Origin of the sequence: Pseudomonas sp. zbq_18 (assembly GCF_043102245.1) — a bacterium.
Lineage (GTDB): Bacteria > Pseudomonadota > Gammaproteobacteria > Pseudomonadales > Pseudomonadaceae > Aquipseudomonas.
Genome location: NZ_JBICIT010000014.1, coordinates 12,685 through 31,488 on the forward strand (window position 1 = coordinate 12,685; position 18,804 = coordinate 31,488).

Below are 18,804 nucleotides of genomic sequence, written 5' to 3' on the forward strand. Positions count from 1 at the left end.
TCAGGGAACCTTTGCCAGATGGGAGCCTTGCCACTGCTGCAGCCATTGCTCGAAGGCCTGCGCCGGCAGCGGCTTGCCGATCAGGTAACCCTGGGCGATGTCGCAACCCCAGGCGGCCAACAATTCGAGGGTGGCGCGCTGCTCGATGCCCTCGGCGACCACCCGCAAGCCCAAGGCGTGGCTCATTTCGATGGTCGAACGCACGATCACTGCGTCCTCGCTGTGCGCATCCAGCTCGCGGATAAAGGCCTGGTCGATCTTCAGCTCCTGCACCGGCATGCGCTTGAGCTGGGCCAGCGAGGAATAACCGGTGCCAAAGTCGTCCACCGACAGCGACAAGCCGCGCTGGCGCAAGCGCTGCAGCACCTCCAGGGCCAGCGCCGGGTCCTGCATCACCGCGCTCTCGGTGATTTCCAGCACCAGCTGTTCGGCGGGCACCGCGTGGGCCTCCAGCAACGTCGCGATGCGTTCGGCCAGGTCCAGGCTGACCAGATCCTCGGCGGAGATATTCAGCGACACCTGCAACTTCAGGCCGCGCTGGTTCCACAGGTGCAGCTGGCGCAACGCCTCCTCGATCACCCAGGCAGTGAGCAGCTGGATGCTGCCGGTGCGTTCGGCCAGGGGGATGAACTCGCCCGGCGAAACCATGCCGTACTGCGGGTGATTCCAGCGCAGCAGGGCCTCGGCGCCATGCGCCTGGCGGCTGCGGATGTCCAGCTTGGGCTGGTAGTAGAGCAGCAGCTCGCCATTGGCGGCGGCATGGCGCAGGTCGCGCACCAGGTTGACCTGGCGTAGGTGCGCGTCGTCGCGGCCCTGTTGGTAGAGCTGCAGGCGCCCGGGCTGCCGGGCGGCGTCCTGCATGGTGATGGCCGCGCGCCGCAGCAGTTCGTCGGGGTGATTGCCATGGGCCGGAAAGGCGACGATGCCGATGCTGCAATCGAGCACCAGGTCCAGCGTGCCGACCCGTATCGGTGCCAGCAGCAGCTGATGCAAACGGTCGGCGGCGGCGATGGCGGCGTCGCTGTCGCAGTTCTCCAGCATCATCAGCATCTCGTCGGCGACCAGGCGGGCCAGGCTGTCACCGGGGCGCAACGTGGCCTGCAGACGGCGGCTGAGCTGTTGCAGGGCCAGGTCGAGCCCATCGGCACCGCAACTCTCGAGAATGCTGCGGAAGTTACCCACACCGATGTACAGCAGCGCCGTCGGCCGCTTGGCGCTGATCGCGCTGCCCAGGCGTTCCAGCGCCAGGGTGCGATTAGGCAGACCGGTAAGGCCGTCGTGCAGCGCATTGTGGGCCAGTTGCCGCTCGCGCTCGGCGATGCCCTGCTGCATGGTATTGACCGCCTTGGCCAGGCTGCCCAGCTCATCCTTGCGCTGCAGCTCGACCTGGGTCGCATAATCGCCCTGACCGATGCGCCCCGCCACTCGCGCCAGCTCGCGCACCGGCTGCGCCAGGCTGCGCGCCAGCAGCAACGCGCCCAGCAGCGACGCGCAGAACGCCGCCAGGGCGATCAGCAGAATGTCGCGGTCGAGCGGTGCAAAGGTTTCCTCCGCCTGGTCCAGGGACTTGTGCAGCAAGGCCAGCACCTGGAAGTCGCTGTCGCTGGCCAGGGTCAGCCATTCGCCCAGGTAGCGCTGGCCGGCGGCTTCCAGCATGCGGCTGCCAGTACCGTCCTGGCGCTGCGCCAGGATCTCCTCGCGCAGGCGCGCATGCAGGGCAGGCGGCAGGGTGCTGACCCAGCCATCGGCCTTGCCGTGCTCGATGGAAACCAGGGTTAGCTCCAGGTGGGTCAGCTCGCGCAGCTCCTGGGCGAAGGCCTCGTCGATGCGAAAGCCCATGACCACCCGCGCAATCGGCAGCGGCGCACTGACGGAAGCCTCCACCAGCAGATAGACCTCACCGGCCAGGGGCAGCAGAAATACCTGAGCACCACGTTGGGCCTGCTCGCGCACCTGACTGGCCATGCGTTCCACCGCCTCGCCACCGATCCTCGGGTCCGTGCTGACCTGCAGGCTGCCGTTGAGTGACAACAACAGCGCCACGCTGGCATTGATCCGCGCGCCATGGTTGGCCAGGGCCGAGGCGATGGTGTCGCGGTCGCGGCTGGCCACCGCCTCCTTGAAGCCGAAATCGGCGGCCAATACCTGCACCGCATCGCTGAGCTGGCGACCACGGACTTCCACCAGCTGCTCGAACACCCGCCCACCGACGCCCAATTCTTCGCGCAACTGCGCCTGAACGGCCACGCCGGTGGCCGCCTTGACCGCGAAATACAGCGCACCGACCACCACCAGCAGCAGCAATATCAGAACCCCGGCGATGCGCGTCTGAAAGCTATGGCTGAACATCACTGGCGGCTTTCCTGATGGCCTCACCGAAGGCACTGGGTGCGGGCTGGGTGGGCAGCGCCTGCGCGGCGTCCCCCAGTAACTGCAGGGCATAGCGCTGGCTCAGGCCCTGCTCGGGAACCTGCAGGCTGCCCGCAGCGACAGGCAACATGTCGGCCACCTGGGGGTGCCACAGGCTGGCCTGGTAGGTGCCCGCCGGCAGCTCCAGGCGAATGCGGCCGCTCTCGTCGCTCACACCGAACCAGGGGTCGTCGGTGACGTAGACATAACCGAGCATCCAGTCATGAATATTGCAGCCGAGCACCACCAGCCCGGGCTTGTCGAACACTACCGGCTCGCTCGGCGTGCCCTGGTACAGGCGCAATTCGAAGCGCTTGGCTGGCGAGAATGAGTAGACGTGATGGCGGATGTTGTCGCTATTGGGGAAAGTCACCGTAGTGCCCGTGCGCACCGCCAATACCCGTGGCAAGAACTGCTTGTCGCGCTGATCCACTACAGCATCCGTGGGGGCCGCGGCAGGCGTATCACCACGCAATGTCAGCACAGCGTTGCCCAACGGCTGCCCCTGACTGTCCAGCAGGCTGACATCGAGAGTCGCAGCGCTGGCAGACAGGCCATAGAAACCCGCGAAGGCAAAAATCAACAGCTTCATGAAATGAACTTCCGCGGTGCATGAGGCTGGTCGCCTGAGGATTAACGCCTTCCTGGCAAAATTCTGTCGCTAACGGCAGATTAGCCGACTGAAGGACCAAGTTCACGCACTAACTCCCCGGCAAAATGCCATCACCGGAGAAGCCCCCATCACCCGCGGCCATTCACGTCGATCTCCTGTAACCCGGAAGGCCGCTATCACCTCTGCAGCAGCTCTGAATGCCAACGACAAACAGCTGCCTGGAAAATCACTGCCGCTCCATCGTGCACTGCACAGGCGGATCAACGTAAGCTTCAACATCCAGCTGGCCTGTGACATGCCCGGCGCGTCTCGATGAATATCGTCATCACTCTGACGGTCTGACATGGCCAGCCGCTGACCACGATTACTGATGCACTGGGCGTACCCGGTGCCGCGACGAGCATTTCGTCCGTTACCTGAATACTTTTTCGCCTACGAGGACTCCGACATGAGCAACCGCCAAGCTGAAATCGCCGCCGCGCTGGACGTAGTGCCGCCGTTCGCCGACGAAGCCTCCCTGCTGGCACAGATCGACAAGCGTAAAGCCTTCATCAAGAACTGCCTGAAAAACTCCGGTCTCAAAGTGCTGGTACTGGGCATCAGCGGCGGCGTTGACTCGCTCACCGCCGGCCGCCTGGCCCAGCTATCGGTCGAGGAGCTTCGCGCAGAAACAGGTGACTCGGCCTACCGCTTCATCGCCGTGCGCCTGCCGCATAACAGCCAGCACGACGAACACGATGCCCAAGACTCACTGAAATTCATCCGCGCCGACGAGGAAGACACTGTCAACATCGCCGGCAGCGTGCAGGGCCTGGGCGAGCAGGTCACCCACCTGCAGAAGCTTTCCGACGCCCGCCGCGACTTCGTGGTCGGCAATATCAAGGCGCGCATCCGTATGGTCGCCCAGTTCGCCATCGCCAACGCCAATAACGGCCTGGTCATCGGCACCGACCACGCCGCCGAGGCGGTGATGGGCTTCTTCACCAAGTTCGGTGACGGTGCCTGCGACCTGGCGCCCCTCTCCGGCCTGGTAAAAAGCCAGGTGCGCGCCATCGCCAAGCACCTGGGTGCACCGCAGCATCTGGTGATGAAAACCCCGACGGCCGACCTGGAAGAACTGCGCCCGGGCAAACCCGACGAAGAAGCTCACGGCGTCAGCTATGCCGAAATCGATGCCTTCCTGCATGGCGAGAAGGTCAGCGACGAGGCCTACGCCATCATCGTGCGCACTTACGACAACACCCGTCACAAGCGTGAGCTGCCATTGGTGCCCTGAGCCCGCCCTGAGCAAGGCGGCTTGCCTGGCCAAGTAAGTCGAGCCGCCGCGGATCTGATCGGGAGTGCTGCCTGGCGCCTCCCCGGTAAATCCATGTGGGGGTAATAGCGCGCAACCTCCTGCTGCGATCTTCGGCGCGCACTGGAAAGGTGGTGATCGCTCGCCTCACTACGCTTCAGTTCACGCTCAAAAACGACAAGCAAGAACTAGAGCGACTTTGCAGCAGACTTCCATAGAGCGAACTACGCTAACTGGCGTAGCCCGCTCTAGGCGTCGGGCCACATATCCAGACTCAGGAAAGGAACCCCTCATGTCCGACCTTCCACCGATCGACCCCCGCCTCCCTCGCACACTGCTCGACACGCTGATTCGCGCCGGTCTTATCGCCACCCTGGTCGTGGCCTGCTACGAAGTGTTCCATCCCTTCCTCAGCCTTATGGCCTGGGCACTTATCCTCGCCGTAACCCTTTATCCATTGCATGGCATGCTCAAGTCACGCGTGGGGGGGCGGCGAAGGAAGAGCCGCGACCCTGTTGGTGATCATCGCCGTCGGCATTCTGTTGATCCCTGCCTACCTGCTTGGAGCGTCGCTGACCGAGTCGGTGCAGAGCGTCATTACCGTCGTCAAACAGGACGGTGTGCATATCCCGGCACCACCCGCCAGCGTGAGTGAGTGGCCGCTGATTGGTAAGCCGCTCTATGCCTTCTGGGCGCAGACCGCCGCCGATGTGAGCAGTGCCCTGCAGCAAGCGGCCCCCCACCTGAAAGGTGCAGCGCTCGGGTTGCTGGGCAAACTGGCAGGGGCCAGTGTCGGTCTGCTGGTGTTCATTGGTTCACTGATCATCGCCGGCATCATCATGGCCTATGGCAAAACAGGTCATACCAGCGCCTTGCGGATCGCCAACCGAGTCGCCGCCGAAGGCCAAGGCAAGGACATAGTCGCCCTGTGCACCGCCACCATTCGCGCGGTTGCCCAAGGCGTGATCGGCATTGCCTTCATTCAGATGCTTCTGATCGGCGCAGGCTTCATCATCAAAGGGGTGCCGGGCGCGGGGCTGCTGGCCCTGGCGGTATTGATCATCGGCATCATGCAGCTGCCTGCCACCCTGATCACGTTGCCAGTGATCGCTTACGTTTTCTTCACCGAGGGCGCCAGCCTGGCGGTCATCATCTTTGCCATCTACACCTTCGTCGCAGGTCTTGCCGATAACGTGCTCAAGCCACTGCTGCTGGGCCGCGGCGTGGACGTTCCCATGCCCGTGGTGCTGATCGGCGCGCTGGGCGGCATGGTCGTAGGCGGCATTATCGGCCTGTTCATTGGCCCGGTGCTGCTGGCCGTCGGCTACAAGCTGTTCTGGCAATGGGTGGATCAACAGCCGCCCCAGGTCAAGGATGAGGCGTGATGGCTACCGTCCCTGGGTAGTGCTGGCCGCAGCCGCTCTTGGCGGCTGCGTACGCCTGGGGCCGGACTTCCAAACGCCACGCGAAGACTGGATTGAGCACTGGCAAAGCAGCGCACTGCAGAGCGCCAGCGTGCAGCAGGAACAGGCCGCCCCTCAGCACTGGTGGAGGCTGTTCAACGACCCCGTGCTCAATCGCCTTATCGACCTGGCAGATGCCGGCAACCCCAACTTGCGTATCGCTGCCCTGCGCATCCTAGAGGCCAGGGCTCAGCTCGGCATCGCCCGCAGTGGACGCTATCCACAAGTACAGCAAGCCAGCGCCGATGCGCTGTATCTGGATCGCAACCAGTACGACGGCAACAACCCGCAGGATCTGACTGCCTGGCAATACTCCGCCGGCTTTGACATCGGCTGGGAGCTGGACTTCTGGGGGCGCTATGCGCGCGCCATTGAATCCGCCGATGCCGCCTATTTTGCCGCCCATGCCAACTATCAGGATGCATTGGTACTGCTACGCGCCCAAGTCGCGCAAAGCTACTTCAGCCTGCGTACCGCCGAAGCCCGCCTGCGCATCGCCCGTGAGAACGCCAAGCGCCAGAAGCGCAGCCTGGAAATCACCGAACGCCTGTTCAAGAGCGGCAACAGCGCCGAACTCGATCTGCAACAGGCCAAAACCCAGTGGCTGGGAACCCTCAGCAGCATCCCCGAGTTCGAAACCCAGGTCGCCCAGACCCGCAATACAATCTCGGTTCTGCTGGGGCTGCCGCCCAACGGACTGGCTGAACTGCAGGAGCAGACCGGCCTGATTCCGCTGGTCGACCATGCACTGATCAATGATGTCCCCGCGCAACTGCTGTTACGCCGGCCCGACGTCCGCGCTGCCGAATTGCAGGTCGCGGCACAGTCGGCCCTGATCGGCGTAGCGCAAACCGACCTTTACCCCTCGCTCAGCTTGCTCGGCAGCATCGGTTGGTCTGCCAGCGATCAGGCTGGCAGCTCGGACACCGTGAGCTATGGGGGCGGCCCCAGCCTGACCTGGAACCTGTTCGACCATGGCCGTCTGCGCAACAACGTGCGCGTACAGGACGCTCGCCTGCAACAGTTGATTGAGGCCTACCGAAACCGCGTGCAGCAGGCCGCCCGTGAGGCCGATGACGCCGCTACCGGGCTGCTCAAGGCCCTGGAACGCGAACGTATCCTGCGCGAGGCGGCCTCCTCGGCGAAACGTTCCCTGACCCTGGCCAGTGCTCAGTACCGCGAGGGTTATTCGGACTTCCAGCGCGTACTCGATGCCCAGCGGGCCCTGTTCGCCCAGCAGGATGGCTACCTGGTGGCCCGCAGCGCGGCCGTCGGCAACCTGATTGACCTTTACCGTGCCCTGGGTGGCGGCTGGACCACGCCACAACCCTTGCTGCCCGCCACTACCCGCGAGCAGATGAGTCAGCGCACCGACTGGGGTGAACTGCTCGACGATACCGACCGACCGGAGACCTCGCCAGATGAATGACAAGGCCAAGAATCAGCAGGCCGACCCCAGCCGCCGCGGCGTGCAGATCGTGCTCGCGCTGGTAGGCCTGAGCCTGCTCTGGTATCTGGGAGCCGACCGCTTCACCCCCTATACCCAACAGGCGCGGGTACAGGCCTATGTAGTGGGCGTAGCGCCAGAAGTCGCAGGACGCGTGACGGCCGTAAAAGTGGGCAACAACCAGATGGTCAAGGCTGGCGAGGTGCTCTTCGAGATCGACCGAGAGCCCTATGAGATTGCGGTCGCCAAGGCACGCGCCGAGCTGGAGAACATGAGGGGGCAGGTCGGCGCCAGCACTGCTGCTATCGACTCGGCTCAGGCCAACCTGCGCGCCGCGCAAGCCGGCGAACTCAAAGCACGCCAGGACCGTGACCGCCTGGAGCGCCTGTACCGAGAGGACTCCGGCACTATTTCCCTGCGCCGCCTGGAGGTATCTCGCGCCACCCTGATTCAAGCCCGCGCCCAGGTTGCTGCCGCCGAGGCCCAGGTCGAGCAGGCCCGCGAGACCGAGGGAGGCAGCGGCGAGGACAATGCCCGTCTGCGCAGCGCCGCCTCAGCCCTGGAAAAGGCTGAACTGGATCTGGCCAAGACCAAGGTCCGCGCCGCGTCCACCGGCCTGGTCACGGATTTGCGCATCGAGGCCGGGCAGTTCGCCGGTGCAGGCAGCCCGCAGCTGACATTGATCGCCCTCAATGACCTGTGGATCAACGCCGAAATGACCGAAAACAACCTCGGCCACCTGCAGCCCGGCACGCCCGTGGCCATCGTTCTGGACGCCCGCCCCGGGCATGTCTATCGAGGCAAAATCCGCAGCATCGGCTACGGCATCAGCGCCAGCCAGCCCACACCACCCGGCAGCCTGCCGAGCGTACAGAACAGCCGCGACTGGCTACGCGCCGCCCAGCGCTTTCCCGTGGTGGTGGAGTTCGAGCCGGGCGAGTTGGGCACTTACCAGGGGCTACGCGTCGGCGGCCAGGCCGAGGTAATGGCCTTCCCGAGCGAGGGAAACCCGCTCAACCTGCTCGGCCGCGCCTTTCTGCGCCTGATGAGCTGGCTGTCGTTTGCCTACTGACATGCTCGATCCCCGCCCACAACGCGCCCTGCGCCTGGCATTCGGGGTAGCCCTCGGCACCGCGCTGGGCTTTGGCCTGGCCCTGCCTATTCCCTTTCTGACTCCATTGCTGGTGCTGTTCCTGTTGATACTGCGCAACCAGCCGCTGAGCCTCAAGGCTGGGCTGGCGCTGGCCCTGGTGGTGGCACTTACCACAGGTAGCGGACTGCTACTGGCTCCCCTACTGGATCACCAACCTTTTGCCGGCGTACTGCTGGTCGCCCTGGGTCTGTTCTTCTGTTTTCGCTATGGCCTGCGTGGCGGCAACGGCCTATTGAGCAATCTGATGGTGGTTGGCCTGACCATGATCACTGCAGCCAGCACCACATCCATGGCGCTCGGCCAACTGGTGATCGAAGGGCTGCTCAAGGCGGTGCTGCTGACAACGCTGTGCGTGGCCGTCAGCCACTGGCTGTTCCCGGAGCCTAAAGGGTTGCCGCCAGCCAAGGCGGCCGCAGCGCAGCCACTGGAGCAAGCCAACTGGGTGGCTTTGCGTGCCATGCTGGTGGTGCTGCCGGCCTGGTTGCTGGCGATGATCAACCCGGCCAGCTACATGCCACTGGTGATGAAATCCGCCAGCCTGGGGCAGCAGGTCTGTGGAGTAAGCGCCCGTAACGCTGGGCGCGAACTGCTTGGTTCGACGCTGCTCGGCGGTCTGCTCGCCATTCTCTTCTGGGTCGTGCTGAGTATTTGCCCGCACCTGTGGCTGTTCTTCCTGCTGATGCTGCTGTTCGCATTGCTCCTGGCCCGGCGCCTCTACCAACTGGTCAGCAACAGCCTGACCCCGGGGTTCTGGCTCAACACCTGCGCCACCCTGATCATTCTGCTCGGCCAGTCGGTGCAGGACAGTGCCGCCGGCAAGGATGTATACAGCGCCTTTGCGCTGCGCATGGGCCTGTTCCTGCTCGTCACCCTCTATGCCTGCGCGGCGGTCTACCTACTTGACCGCCGCGCAGCCCCTAAACAAGGAATTCCCGCATGCTCATGAACCTGATGATCGGCTTGCCGGTAATGTTGCTATGCCTGTTGCTGCAGGCGCTGGTGGTGGCCATCAGCCTGCGCTATTACGTGCGCTATAAACGGCGCCACAGCGAGCCTTCGATCAGCAGGCACATCGGCATCCTCGCCCTGGTGATGCTGCTGATGCTGCTCGGCAACTTCCTGCAGATGGGGATCTGGGCCAGTTTGTTCGTGCTGCTGGACGAGTTCGAGACCTTTGCCCAGGCGCTGTACTTCTCCGGCGTAACCTTCGCCACCCTGGGCTATGGCGATGTGGTGCTGTCCCCACAATGGCAACTGCTGAGCCCACTGGAGGCAGCCAATGGCATCCTGATGTTCGGCGTGTCCACCGCGGTCATGACCGCCGCAGTCGGTGACGAGATCAAGCGCTATGCCCAGCAGCTGAGAAAAATGGGGGGATGAAGGCGCCGTATAGCGCAGCAGTGTCGGGGCCGCCAGCCCCTTCACTGCGATGAGATCACTGCCAGTCCGTGAGTGCCTGTTGTGCCACCGAGTTCATAGGCTTAGCCAGCAGCCCGGTCGGCGTCAGGCTGACGGCAAACACCGCACCATCGGCAATCGGCAGGTAGGTGACCCGCGCAGCTTCGGGGTCGAACAGAAACAGGTCACGCTGATTCAGGCGCATCCAGCGCCACAGGTCGATGCCGTAGGGGCTGCGGGCAAGTTCGACACGTGCGTGACGCGCCATCTGTTGCTGTTCGATGGCCAGGAAGCGGCCCGACAACTTCTCCAGGCGGTAACCGGACTGCAGCCCGATCAGCGCAGCCAGGCCCTTCCAGTCGAGCAGGCGTGCATCCAACTGCCACAGATCGCCCTCAAGCAATACGTCGCGTTCTTCACTTCCCTCGAGCAGGGTGACCCGATAGGCCTGATCACCTTCTGCGCGAAAACTCAGGGTGACCAGCGGCTTGCCTTCAACCAGAGCGTCATAGCTGCGCAGGTCATAGGCGATCACAACCATAAGCCCGGCCAAGGCGACGAAAGCCAGGCCCACGGTGCCACGCAGCCAGGCGAGAAACCAGTTGGGCGCGAAGAGGATGCGGGCGGCGATAAACAGCGCCAGCAGGGCCAGCAGGCCGGTGAACCAGGCCAGGCCGTCATACTGCATGGGAACGATTCCTTCTGCGTGAATTTGCCGGCATTATGCTCAGCAGCCGCTCGCCGGGCCAGCAACTGGCCCGCACATTTGAATCGACTTCGAGTTTTTTATGCCCTTCTTGCCTGAGCTGGGAATGGATCCCGGCATTGTGCTGGTGCTTGCCCTGGTCGCCTTCACGGCTGGATTCATTGACGCCATTGCTGGCGGCGGAGGATTGTTGACGATCCCCGCCCTTCTCACTGCCGGCCTCCCTCCGCATCTTGTACTGGGCACCAACAAGCTGTGCGCCACCTTCGGCTCAGCCACCGCCAGTTACACCTTCTACCGCCGCAAACTATTCAATCCGCGGGAATGGCGTAACGCTCTACTGGCGACGGCTATCGGCGCCTGCATCGGCGCCGTCATTGCCCACTGGTTACCCGCCTCCTGGCTCAACCAGATGCTACCGGCGGTGATCTTCGGCTGCGGCCTTTATTTGCTGTTCGGCAAGACGCCGCAGAATGAGGCGCAGCTAGACAGGCCCATTGCCCAGCGCAGGCAGTGGCCTCAAGGGTTGGGGCTGGGCTTCTACGACGGTGTCGCCGGCCCTGGAACCGGCGCATTCTGGACCGTCAGCACCTTGCTGCTTTACCCAATCGATCTGCTACGCGCCAGCGGCGTGGCGCGCAGCATGAACTTCGTCAGCAACGCCATGGCCCTGGTCGTTTTCATCTTTGCCGGCCAGGTCGCCTGGCTGCTCGGCATCAGCATGGGCCTGGCGCTGATGGCGGGTGCTTTCCTTGGCGCCCGGACAGCAATTCAGGGCGGCTCGAAATTCATCCGCCCGGTGTTCATTCTGGTGGTGCTGGCGTTGACGGCACGTCTGGCCTGGCAGCATTGGTTCTGATCATGCCGGGCGCCCGCGCCGGCCACAGCGGCTGAAATCAGCGATGCAGCTGAGGCTCAGGCTGGCCAAGGCGGCGAGCCACGTAGAGATCAATCAGATAGCGAGCGATGGAGCGCTGCATCGGGAGCGGTGGCAGGTTGTCGATGGGGAACCAGGCGGCGTCTTCGATTTCGTCTGCCTGCGGCACTATCTCGCCGCCGGCATATTCGGCATGGAAACCCAACATCAACGAATGCGGGAAGGGCCAGCCCTGGCTGCCTAGGTAGCGCAGGTTGTGCACCTCTATGCCCACCTCTTCGCGCACCTCACGGGCCACGCACTCTTCGGCGGACTCACCAGGTTCGACGAAACCGGCCAGGGTGCTGTAGACACCGGTGACAAAGCGTGGCGAACGCGCCAGCAGGATTTCGTCGCCCCGGGTGACCAGCACGATCATGCTGGGCGAAATACGCGCATAACTGTCCAGGCCACATTCGGGGCAACGCATGCAGCGCTCACCGGCCACCTGCTGGGTGGGCGTGCCGCAACGGCCACAGAAGCGATGATTGCTTCGCCAGGTACCCACCTGCTCGGCAAAGGCCAGCATCCGAAAAGTCGGGTAGTCGGCCTGCAACATGAACTGTCGCAGGCTCTGCCAGAAGCAGCCTTCGGGCGTGACCGGCTGATCCAGCGACAGCAGCCACACGGGCTGGTCGTCGAACTGCCCCAGCCCCTGCTCATCGCGAATTGGCAGATCCTGACGCTTCAGCCACTCGCGCGGAAACAGCACCCCGTTAGCATCGGCCAGAAAACCCTGCGGGCTGCGCACCAACGCCCAACCACCCGGCTGAGCATTGTCCAGCAAAGGTGTAGTCTGCCAGCCACGTGCCATCAGGCTGCTACCGAAAGACCAAGGGCACGGACACTCTCCTCAGCCAGATCAAGCACGCTCGGCGTGGTCTCCGGGCGCAGCACAGCGCCGGCTTCCAGGTAGTACTCCAGGCTGCTCAGGGCATCAGCAAGGGTTTCCAGCATCTGCTCGGACGGCATCTGCGGGACATCGATCATCTGCTTCTGAATGTAATCGGCACACAGACCGATCAGCCTGGCCGCTCGCTCCTGGTTAAGGAACCACATACCACCGCGCACCGCCTGCAGGCTGACGGGTACGTTAGCCAGGTGCATGCGGTCGCCGCCCGACTCCAGATAAGAGGTGATGGCGCGCTTGGCCAACGCCAGGCCACCCTGGGCTTCGTCGATCACCACAATGCGCGCCTCGATCAACTGATGGGCGGCAAAAGACTCGCCCTCGTCACCTGGAGCCACCGGCGCCGGGCGTGAACTGCGCTGCTCGCCACGCTCCAGGCTGGCCACCATGCTTTCAACGTACAGCACAGCCTCGGCCAGGCGATGTAACTCATCGGCCTGGGCTGGGTTGCTCTCGCTCCAGGCACCGACAACCGGCAGCTGCACATGTAACGCATTGGCTGCCGAACTCAGACCAACCATGCTCAGGGTCTTGGCCATTTTGCCCAGCAGGGCATGCAGGCTGCTGAAGCTGTCGGGCTGCGCCGTACCACGCTCGATCAGATCGAGCAGATCCTTGACGCTCGCCAGTTCTTCACGGATGGCCGAAGACAGGGAGCGCATAACGCCCTGCCCCGGCCCGGAAAGGCGTTGATATTCTTCATCGAGCAGATGATCGGTAAAAGGCAGCGGCGCCAGCCCGAAGGCCTCGTGCACACTTGCCGCATGCGGGCCACGGCTGTCCGCCAGCGCAACCAGATACAGCAATTCCTTGAGCAGGCTGCGTGGCAGCTCGTAGCTGCCGTTACTGGCAAGCGCCTGCTTGATTTCACGATCCAACCGGGAGAACAGCTGCTTGCGCGACTTGCGCGGCAACAGCAGGCCATCGAGCTGCGACTCCAGAGCGGCGGCGCCAACCCAGTACAAACGACCAGCAGGCTTATCGATAAACAGGCTGTCCAGGCGCGCCAGAGCCCGCAACATCAGTTTGAGGCTGGCCTGGATGTTGTCTTCACGAATGAAACCGAGCAGGCCTACCTGGTACATATGGCGCAGACGGCGAACGGCTTCGACGCTCACCGCCGCAGCCGGTACTCCAGCCGGGCGTGCATGATCGAGACGCACACTGAAGAAGAAACTTTCTGGCAAGGGCTGCTGACCGCAGGCCTGACGCAGATCGTTGATCGCCGGCAGCAGCAGTTCGGGCATTTCCTGGCGATGAGCATCCACGTTTTCCAGGTAACGGCGCAGCACATACAGCGCGTTGCTCAGAGCAGCGAGCTGACCGTCGCGCTCCTCGCCGGCTCCCGTGGGGATATCCGTCGCCTGCTGCAGCACTTCCTGAGCCAGCAACTCGGCGCCAGCCAGCTCGATCAGGTTGAGCGTGCCGCGCACCTGCTGCAGATTTTCCACAGCCTGCTGCAGCAGGCTGCCATTGTTACGCTCGGCAATGAAGTGTTCGAGACTCTGTTCGGTCTCTTCCATGGTGGTGAACAGCTCATCACGCACCAGGCTCAGGGATGTCGCTCCAGTGACCATAGGTCTGCTGAACCTCTCTAGACTGCGATCAGTCGGCGAATTCCGGCTTCTGCTTGCTCATGTGTGCAGCCATGGCCACCCGCAGATCAGCGGACTGCAGCATGGCGGCGTTCCAGTTGGCAACGTACTCCAGGCCATCGTCGACGCGGTGGTCACGCATATAGCGGATCATGTGTTTGGTGCCACGAATGGCGATGGGCGACTTCTCGGCTATCTCGCGAGCAATGGCCAACACGCCATCCAGCAGCTCTTCCTGGGTGACATAGGTGCGATTGACCAGGTTGATGCGCTGCGCTTCGGCGCCATCGATGGTGCGACCGGTATAGGCCAGTTCACGCATCATGCCGTCACCGATGATCCGCGGCAGACGCTGCAACGTGCCGACATCGGCCGCCATGCCCATGTCGATTTCCTTGATCGAGAACTGCGCATCCACCGTGCTGTAACGCATGTCGCAGGCTGAAATCAGGTCGATGGCGCCCCCCAGGCAGTAGCCCTGGATAGCGGCCAGAACCGGCTTGCGACAGTTGTCCACGGCGTTGAAGGAGGCTTGCAGCTGGAGGATCTTGCGACGCAGCGCCTCGGCATTGCGCCCTACATCCTTACCCAGCTGGCTGCCGGCCTGGGCCAGCAGCATCAGATCGATACCGGAGGAGAAGTGCTTACCGGCGCCGGACAGGACGACCGCACGTACCGCGTCCGTATCATCGATCCAGCGGAAGATCTCGATGATCTCTTCCCAGAAGTCGACGTTCATCGCATTGATTTTGTCGGGACGATTGATCTGCACATGGGCGATCTTGTCGAGCAGTTCGACGCGGAAAGCTTTGTATTCAGGCACGCAGATCATCCTCACAGGCAAAGCACGCCGGGGTGCACATAGATGTATTGTTTTGGAATATATCGGCCCACTATAACAAGCACGCGATAAAAGTCGATGCCGGCCACTGTGACGCAGAACACGCTAGCAAAGCTGAGAAGATTTCTGACTATATCCGTTAAACGCTTGATCTACTTGGAACTGAGCTGGGATGCTCGGCCTTTGACCTGGGGGAAACACAGATGCAGAGATCACTCGCCAGCGCCCTGATGCACAACTTTCTGGGCAACTCGCCGCACTGGTACAAGCTGGCCATTGTCCTGTTCCTGATCGTCAACCCCATGGTGTTGTGGAGTCTCGGCCCTGCCATCACCGGCTGGCTGCTGGTGGGCGAGTTCATCTTTACCCTGGCCATGGCGCTCAAGTGCTATCCACTGCAACCCGGTGGTCTTCTGGTGTTGCAGGCGCTGTTATTGGAGCTGGCCACTCCCAAGGCCCTGTATGAAGAACTGGTGCACAACTTCCCGGTTCTGTTACTGCTGATGTTCATGGTGGCAGGCATTTACTTCATGAAGGACCTGCTGCTGTTCATCTTCTCCCGCCTACTGCTGGGTGTGCGTTCCAAGGCCCTGCTGTCACTGCTGTTCTGCCTTTTCTCCGCCTTTCTGTCAGCCTTTCTCGATGCACTGACCGTCACCGCCGTGATTATCAGCGTCGGCGTTGGCTTCTTCTCGGTCTACCACCGGGTTGCCTCAGGCAAGAACCCCCGCGAAGAAATCGGCGTACACAGCGATCATGAAGTGGTGGAATTGCACCGTGAAGATCTTGAACAGTTTCGTGCCTTCCTGCGCAGCCTGCTCATGCATGGCGCCGTCGGCACCGCGCTGGGCGGCGTGTGCACCCTGGTAGGCGAACCGCAGAACCTGCTGATCGGGCATGAAGCGGGCTGGCACTTTGGCGAGTTCTTTAGCCGCATGGCCCCTGTGTCGATGCCGGTACTCGCCGCCGGCCTGGCGACCTGCGTGCTGCTGGAGCAACTGCGCTGGTTCGGCTACGGCACCCGCCTGCCTTCGGCTGTACGCCAGGTGCTGGCCGACCACGCTCGCGAAGACGACAACCACCGCACCCACGCCCAGCGCGCAGCCCTGCTGGTGCAGGGCGCGGCTGCGCTGATCCTGATCCTCGGCCTGGCCTTCCATGTTGCGGAAGTCGGCCTGATCGGCCTGCTGGTCATCGTGTTGATCACCGCCTTCAACGGTATTACCGACGAACACCAGATCGGCCGAGCCTTCCAGGAAGCACTACCGTTTACCGCACTATTGGTGGTGTTCTTTGCTGTGGTGGCGGTGATTCATGAACAGCACCTGTTCAGCCCCATCATCGAGTGGGTACTGGCACTGCCTAAGGAACAGCAACCGGGCATGCTATTCATCGCCAACGGCCTGCTCTCGGCCATCAGCGACAACGTATTCGTTGCCACGATCTATATCAGCGAGGTGAAGCAGGCCTTCCTGGCCGGCAACATGAGCCGCGAGCATTTCGACACCTTGGCTATCGCCATCAACACGGGCACCAATTTGCCCAGCGTGGCGACACCCAATGGCCAGGCCGCCTTCCTGTTCCTGCTGACCTCTGCCATCGCCCCGCTGATCCGCCTGTCCTATGGCCGCATGGTCTGGATGGCCATACCCTACACCATCGTCATGGGCGGTCTAGGCTGGTGGGCGGTCAGTCACTGGCTGTAACCAATGGGGCGCCTTGGCAGCGCCCCGTAAGGTATCACTCCCTGATGCAGTCTACGGTGTAGCAGCCGTCTTCCCGCTGCAGGCCGTGCACGTCGGCATCGAAGCCGGGGAACTGGCTGTCAAAGGTGCGCGCAAAGTGCAGGTAGTCGATGATAGAGCGGGTTTCCGGGGTGAAGCGCTCCCCCGGCATGATCAACGGAATCCCCGGCGGATAAGGCACCAGCATCACCGCCGCGAGACGCCCCTCCAGCTGCTCGATCGGCACCGCCTCGACCTCGCCACGGACCAGTTTGTCGTAGGCGTCGGCAGGCTTGATCGCCACCTGCGGCAGCACCGTGTACATGCGCTTGAGCGCCTTGGCCGTGGCATTCTCGCGGTAGCAGCCGTGCAGCTGGTCGCACAGGTCGCGCAGGCCCATGCCGGCGTAGCGCGCGCCGCCCTCGCGGGCGATCGACGGCAGCGCATCGAGCAGCGGCACGTTGGCATCGTACAGACGCTTGAACTCCAGTAGCTCGGTCAGCAGCGTGCTCCACTTGCCCTTGGTGATGCCCATGGAGAACAGCACCAGGAAGGAATACAGGCCGGTCTTCTCCACCACCAGGCCGCGCTCCCAGAGGAACTTGCTGACCACCGCCGCGGGTATCCCCGCCTCGGCTAGCTTGCCGTCGGCGGACAGCCCAGGCATCACCAGGGTGACCTTGATCGGGTCGAGCAGCACATAGTCCTCGGCGATATCGCCGAAGCCGTGCCAGCCAGCGTTGGGCTGCAGCAGCCAGTCGCCGGTGTGCACGCCCTCGCCACCGGCCTGCTCCGGCTGCCAGATGCTGAACCACCAGTCGTCGGCCGCCAGGTTCTGCCGCAGGTTGGCCAGGGCACGGCGGAAGCTCAGCGCCTCGTCGAAGGTCTCCTGGATCAGCGAGCGCCCGGCCGGGCCTTCCATCATTGCCGAGGCCACGTCCAGCGAGGCGATGATGCCGTACTGCGGCGAGGTGGAGATGTGCATCATGAAGGCTTCGTTGAAGCGGTCGCGGTCCAGCTGACGCTGCCCGCCATCCTGCACATGGATCATCGACGCCTGACTGAAGGCCGCCAGCAGCTTGTGCGTGGAGTGGGTGGAAAACACCAGCGGCGAGTGCGCGTCGCACTGGGTACCCATGCCGTAGCGCCCGGCGTAAAACTCGTGGAAGGCGGCGTAGGCGTACCAGGCCTCGTCGAAGTGCAGCACCTCCACCGAGTCGCCCAGGGCATGCTTGACCATCTCGGCGTTGTAGCAGAGGCCGTCGTAGGTGGAGTTGGTCACCACCGCCAGCTTGACCCTGGGCGCACGGCCCTTGGCCAACGGGCTGGCGTCGATCTTGGCCTGGATCGATTCCCTGCAGAATTCGGAGAGCGGGATCGGCCCGATGATGCCCAGCTCGTTGCGCTCCGGGCACAAGTACAGCGGGATGGCGCCGGTCATGATGATCGAATGGAGGATCGACTTGTGGCAGTTGCGATCGACCAGCACCAGGTCGTCGCGACCGACCATGGAGTGCCAGACGATCTTGTTCGCCGTCGAGGTGCCGTTGATCACGAAGAAGGTGTGGTCGGCGCCGAAGTTGCGCGCGGCGCGCGCCTCGGCTTCGGCCAGCGGGCCGGTGTGATCGAGCAGCGAACCCAGCTCCGGCACCGACACCGAGAGGTCGGAGCGCAGGGTGTTCTCGCCAAAGAACTGGTGGAACGCCTGCCCCACCGGACTCTTGCGGTAGGCCACGCCACCGCCGTGGCCAGGCGTGTGCCAGGAATAGTTGGACTGCGCGGTGTGCTGCACCAGCGCCTTGAAGAACGGCGGCAGCAGGCCGTCGAGGTAGTTGTGCGCCGCACGCGCCACCTGGCGAGCGAGGAAGGACACGGTGTCCTCGTACAGGTAGAGGATGCCGCGCAGGTGGTTGAGGTCGGCCATGGCGTCGGCCGGCGCGTTCTCGATGGTGACCTGCTCACCCAGGGCAAAGATCGGCAGCTGCGGCGCGCGCACCCGCGCCACGCGGATCAGCTCGACCATGTCCTGCAGCAGGCGGCTGTTCTCCCCCGCCCCTTCGGCGGCCACCAGAATGCAGGCCAGACCGTGGTGGGTGGAGGCGACGATACGCCCCTCGGCGGAGTTGGCGGTGGAGAGGATGGTGAAACCGTCCTTACTCAGCTCCTGAGCAATGGCACGGACGCGTTCGCCGGCGACGGTATCAGCCTTGATGTCACGGTGGACGATGAGGATGGGGAAGTTCAGGTCTTTATACATTGTGCCTTCCTGAGGGAGTGGTGCTCTGGGGCACCTATCGCCTCAGGTTAGAAGCTCGCCCGAACGGGCGGAACCCCC

14 protein-coding genes and 1 pseudogene are annotated in these 18,804 nt (G+C 63.3%); 8 read left to right on the forward strand and 7 right to left on the reverse strand.

All coding sequences use genetic code 11. From position 1 onward, the window contains the following. Together ACF8C6_RS11650 and ACF8C6_RS11655 are read right to left on the reverse strand one after the other, a co-directional pair. Positions 1–2,349: a putative bifunctional diguanylate cyclase/phosphodiesterase gene (locus tag ACF8C6_RS11650; protein ID WP_392499437.1), complete on the reverse strand. Its 2,349-nt coding sequence runs from the start codon at positions 2,347–2,349 to the stop codon at positions 1–3. Beyond that, the gene (locus ACF8C6_RS11655) at positions 2,336–3,001 is read right to left on the reverse strand and encodes a methylamine utilization protein (protein ID WP_392499438.1); all 666 of its coding nucleotides are present in this window, start codon (positions 2,999–3,001) and stop codon (positions 2,336–2,338) included. Before ACF8C6_RS11655 ends, ACF8C6_RS11650 begins: the two co-directional genes overlap by 14 nt. A gap of 469 nt (positions 3,002–3,470) precedes the next feature. On the opposite strand from ACF8C6_RS11655, the gene nadE reads away from it, so the two are divergent. From nadE to ACF8C6_RS11685, 6 genes and pseudogenes are all read left to right on the forward strand, one after another. Beyond that, on the forward strand, positions 3,471–4,298 hold the full coding sequence (nadE, locus tag ACF8C6_RS11660) for an ammonia-dependent NAD(+) synthetase (RefSeq protein WP_392499439.1): 828 nt from the start codon (positions 3,471–3,473) through the stop codon (positions 4,296–4,298). Positions 4,299–4,608: 310 nt separating this feature from the next. Continuing rightward, a pseudogene (locus tag ACF8C6_RS11665) lies at positions 4,609–5,701 on the forward strand (AI-2E family transporter). Beyond that, positions 5,691–7,208, forward strand: coding sequence for an efflux transporter outer membrane subunit (locus ACF8C6_RS11670; RefSeq protein WP_392499440.1), 1,518 nt, complete (start codon positions 5,691–5,693; stop codon positions 7,206–7,208). Before ACF8C6_RS11665 ends, ACF8C6_RS11670 begins: the two are co-directional and overlap by 11 nt. After that, positions 7,201–8,298 carry an HlyD family secretion protein gene (locus ACF8C6_RS11675; RefSeq protein WP_392499441.1) on the forward strand — a complete coding sequence of 366 codons (1,098 nt, stop codon included), beginning with the start codon at positions 7,201–7,203 and terminating at the stop codon, positions 8,296–8,298. The genes ACF8C6_RS11670 and ACF8C6_RS11675 overlap by 8 nt, the downstream gene beginning before the upstream one ends. A gap of 1 nt (position 8,299) precedes the next feature. Then, complete coding sequence (locus ACF8C6_RS11680) at positions 8,300–9,325, forward strand: DUF2955 domain-containing protein (RefSeq protein WP_392499442.1); 1,026 nt, start codon at positions 8,300–8,302, stop codon at positions 9,323–9,325. Then, the gene (locus tag ACF8C6_RS11685; RefSeq protein ID WP_277691138.1) at positions 9,316–9,759 is read left to right on the forward strand and encodes a potassium channel family protein; all 444 of its coding nucleotides are present in this window, start codon (positions 9,316–9,318) and stop codon (positions 9,757–9,759) included. Before ACF8C6_RS11680 ends, ACF8C6_RS11685 begins: the two co-directional genes overlap by 10 nt. Positions 9,760–9,814: 55 nt before the next feature. On the opposite strand, the gene ACF8C6_RS11690 is transcribed toward ACF8C6_RS11685, so the two are convergent. Further along, the gene (locus tag ACF8C6_RS11690) at positions 9,815–10,465 is read right to left on the reverse strand and encodes a hypothetical protein (RefSeq protein ID WP_392499443.1); all 651 of its coding nucleotides are present in this window, start codon (positions 10,463–10,465) and stop codon (positions 9,815–9,817) included. A 100-nt stretch (positions 10,466–10,565) separates the two neighbouring features. On the opposite strand from ACF8C6_RS11690, the gene ACF8C6_RS11695 reads away from it, so the two are divergent. Beyond that, entirely contained in the window at positions 10,566–11,342 is a 777-nt protein-coding gene (locus tag ACF8C6_RS11695; RefSeq protein WP_392499444.1) for a TSUP family transporter, read from the forward strand. Between the two features lie 37 nt (positions 11,343–11,379). Here the strand turns inward: ACF8C6_RS11695 and nudC are convergent, their stop codons facing one another. From nudC to ACF8C6_RS11710, 3 genes are read right to left on the reverse strand one after another with little or no spacing between them, the layout of a single operon-like run. Beyond that, a complete protein-coding gene (gene nudC, locus ACF8C6_RS11700) occupies positions 11,380–12,213 on the reverse strand; it encodes an NAD(+) diphosphatase (protein ID WP_392499445.1) in 834 nt (277 codons plus the stop codon). Next, the gene (locus ACF8C6_RS11705; protein ID WP_392499446.1) at positions 12,213–13,886 is read right to left on the reverse strand and encodes a ferrous iron transporter B; all 1,674 of its coding nucleotides are present in this window, start codon (positions 13,884–13,886) and stop codon (positions 12,213–12,215) included. The genes nudC and ACF8C6_RS11705 overlap by 1 nt, the downstream gene beginning before the upstream one ends. A gap of 28 nt (positions 13,887–13,914) precedes the next feature. Beyond that, complete coding sequence (locus ACF8C6_RS11710) at positions 13,915–14,727, reverse strand: crotonase/enoyl-CoA hydratase family protein (RefSeq protein ID WP_392499447.1); 813 nt, start codon at positions 14,725–14,727, stop codon at positions 13,915–13,917. Positions 14,728–14,948: 221 nt separating this feature from the next. Here ACF8C6_RS11710 and nhaB point away from each other — a divergent pair, with 221 nt between their 5' ends. Further along, positions 14,949–16,451 (forward strand): sodium/proton antiporter NhaB, encoded by a 1,503-nt coding sequence (nhaB, locus tag ACF8C6_RS11715; RefSeq protein ID WP_392499449.1) that lies wholly within the window; start codon positions 14,949–14,951, stop codon positions 16,449–16,451. A gap of 34 nt (positions 16,452–16,485) precedes the next feature. Here the strand turns inward: nhaB and ACF8C6_RS11720 are convergent, their stop codons facing one another. After that, complete coding sequence (locus tag ACF8C6_RS11720) at positions 16,486–18,726, reverse strand: Orn/Lys/Arg decarboxylase N-terminal domain-containing protein (protein ID WP_392499450.1); 2,241 nt, start codon at positions 18,724–18,726, stop codon at positions 16,486–16,488. Positions 18,727–18,804: the final 78 nt, after the last annotated feature.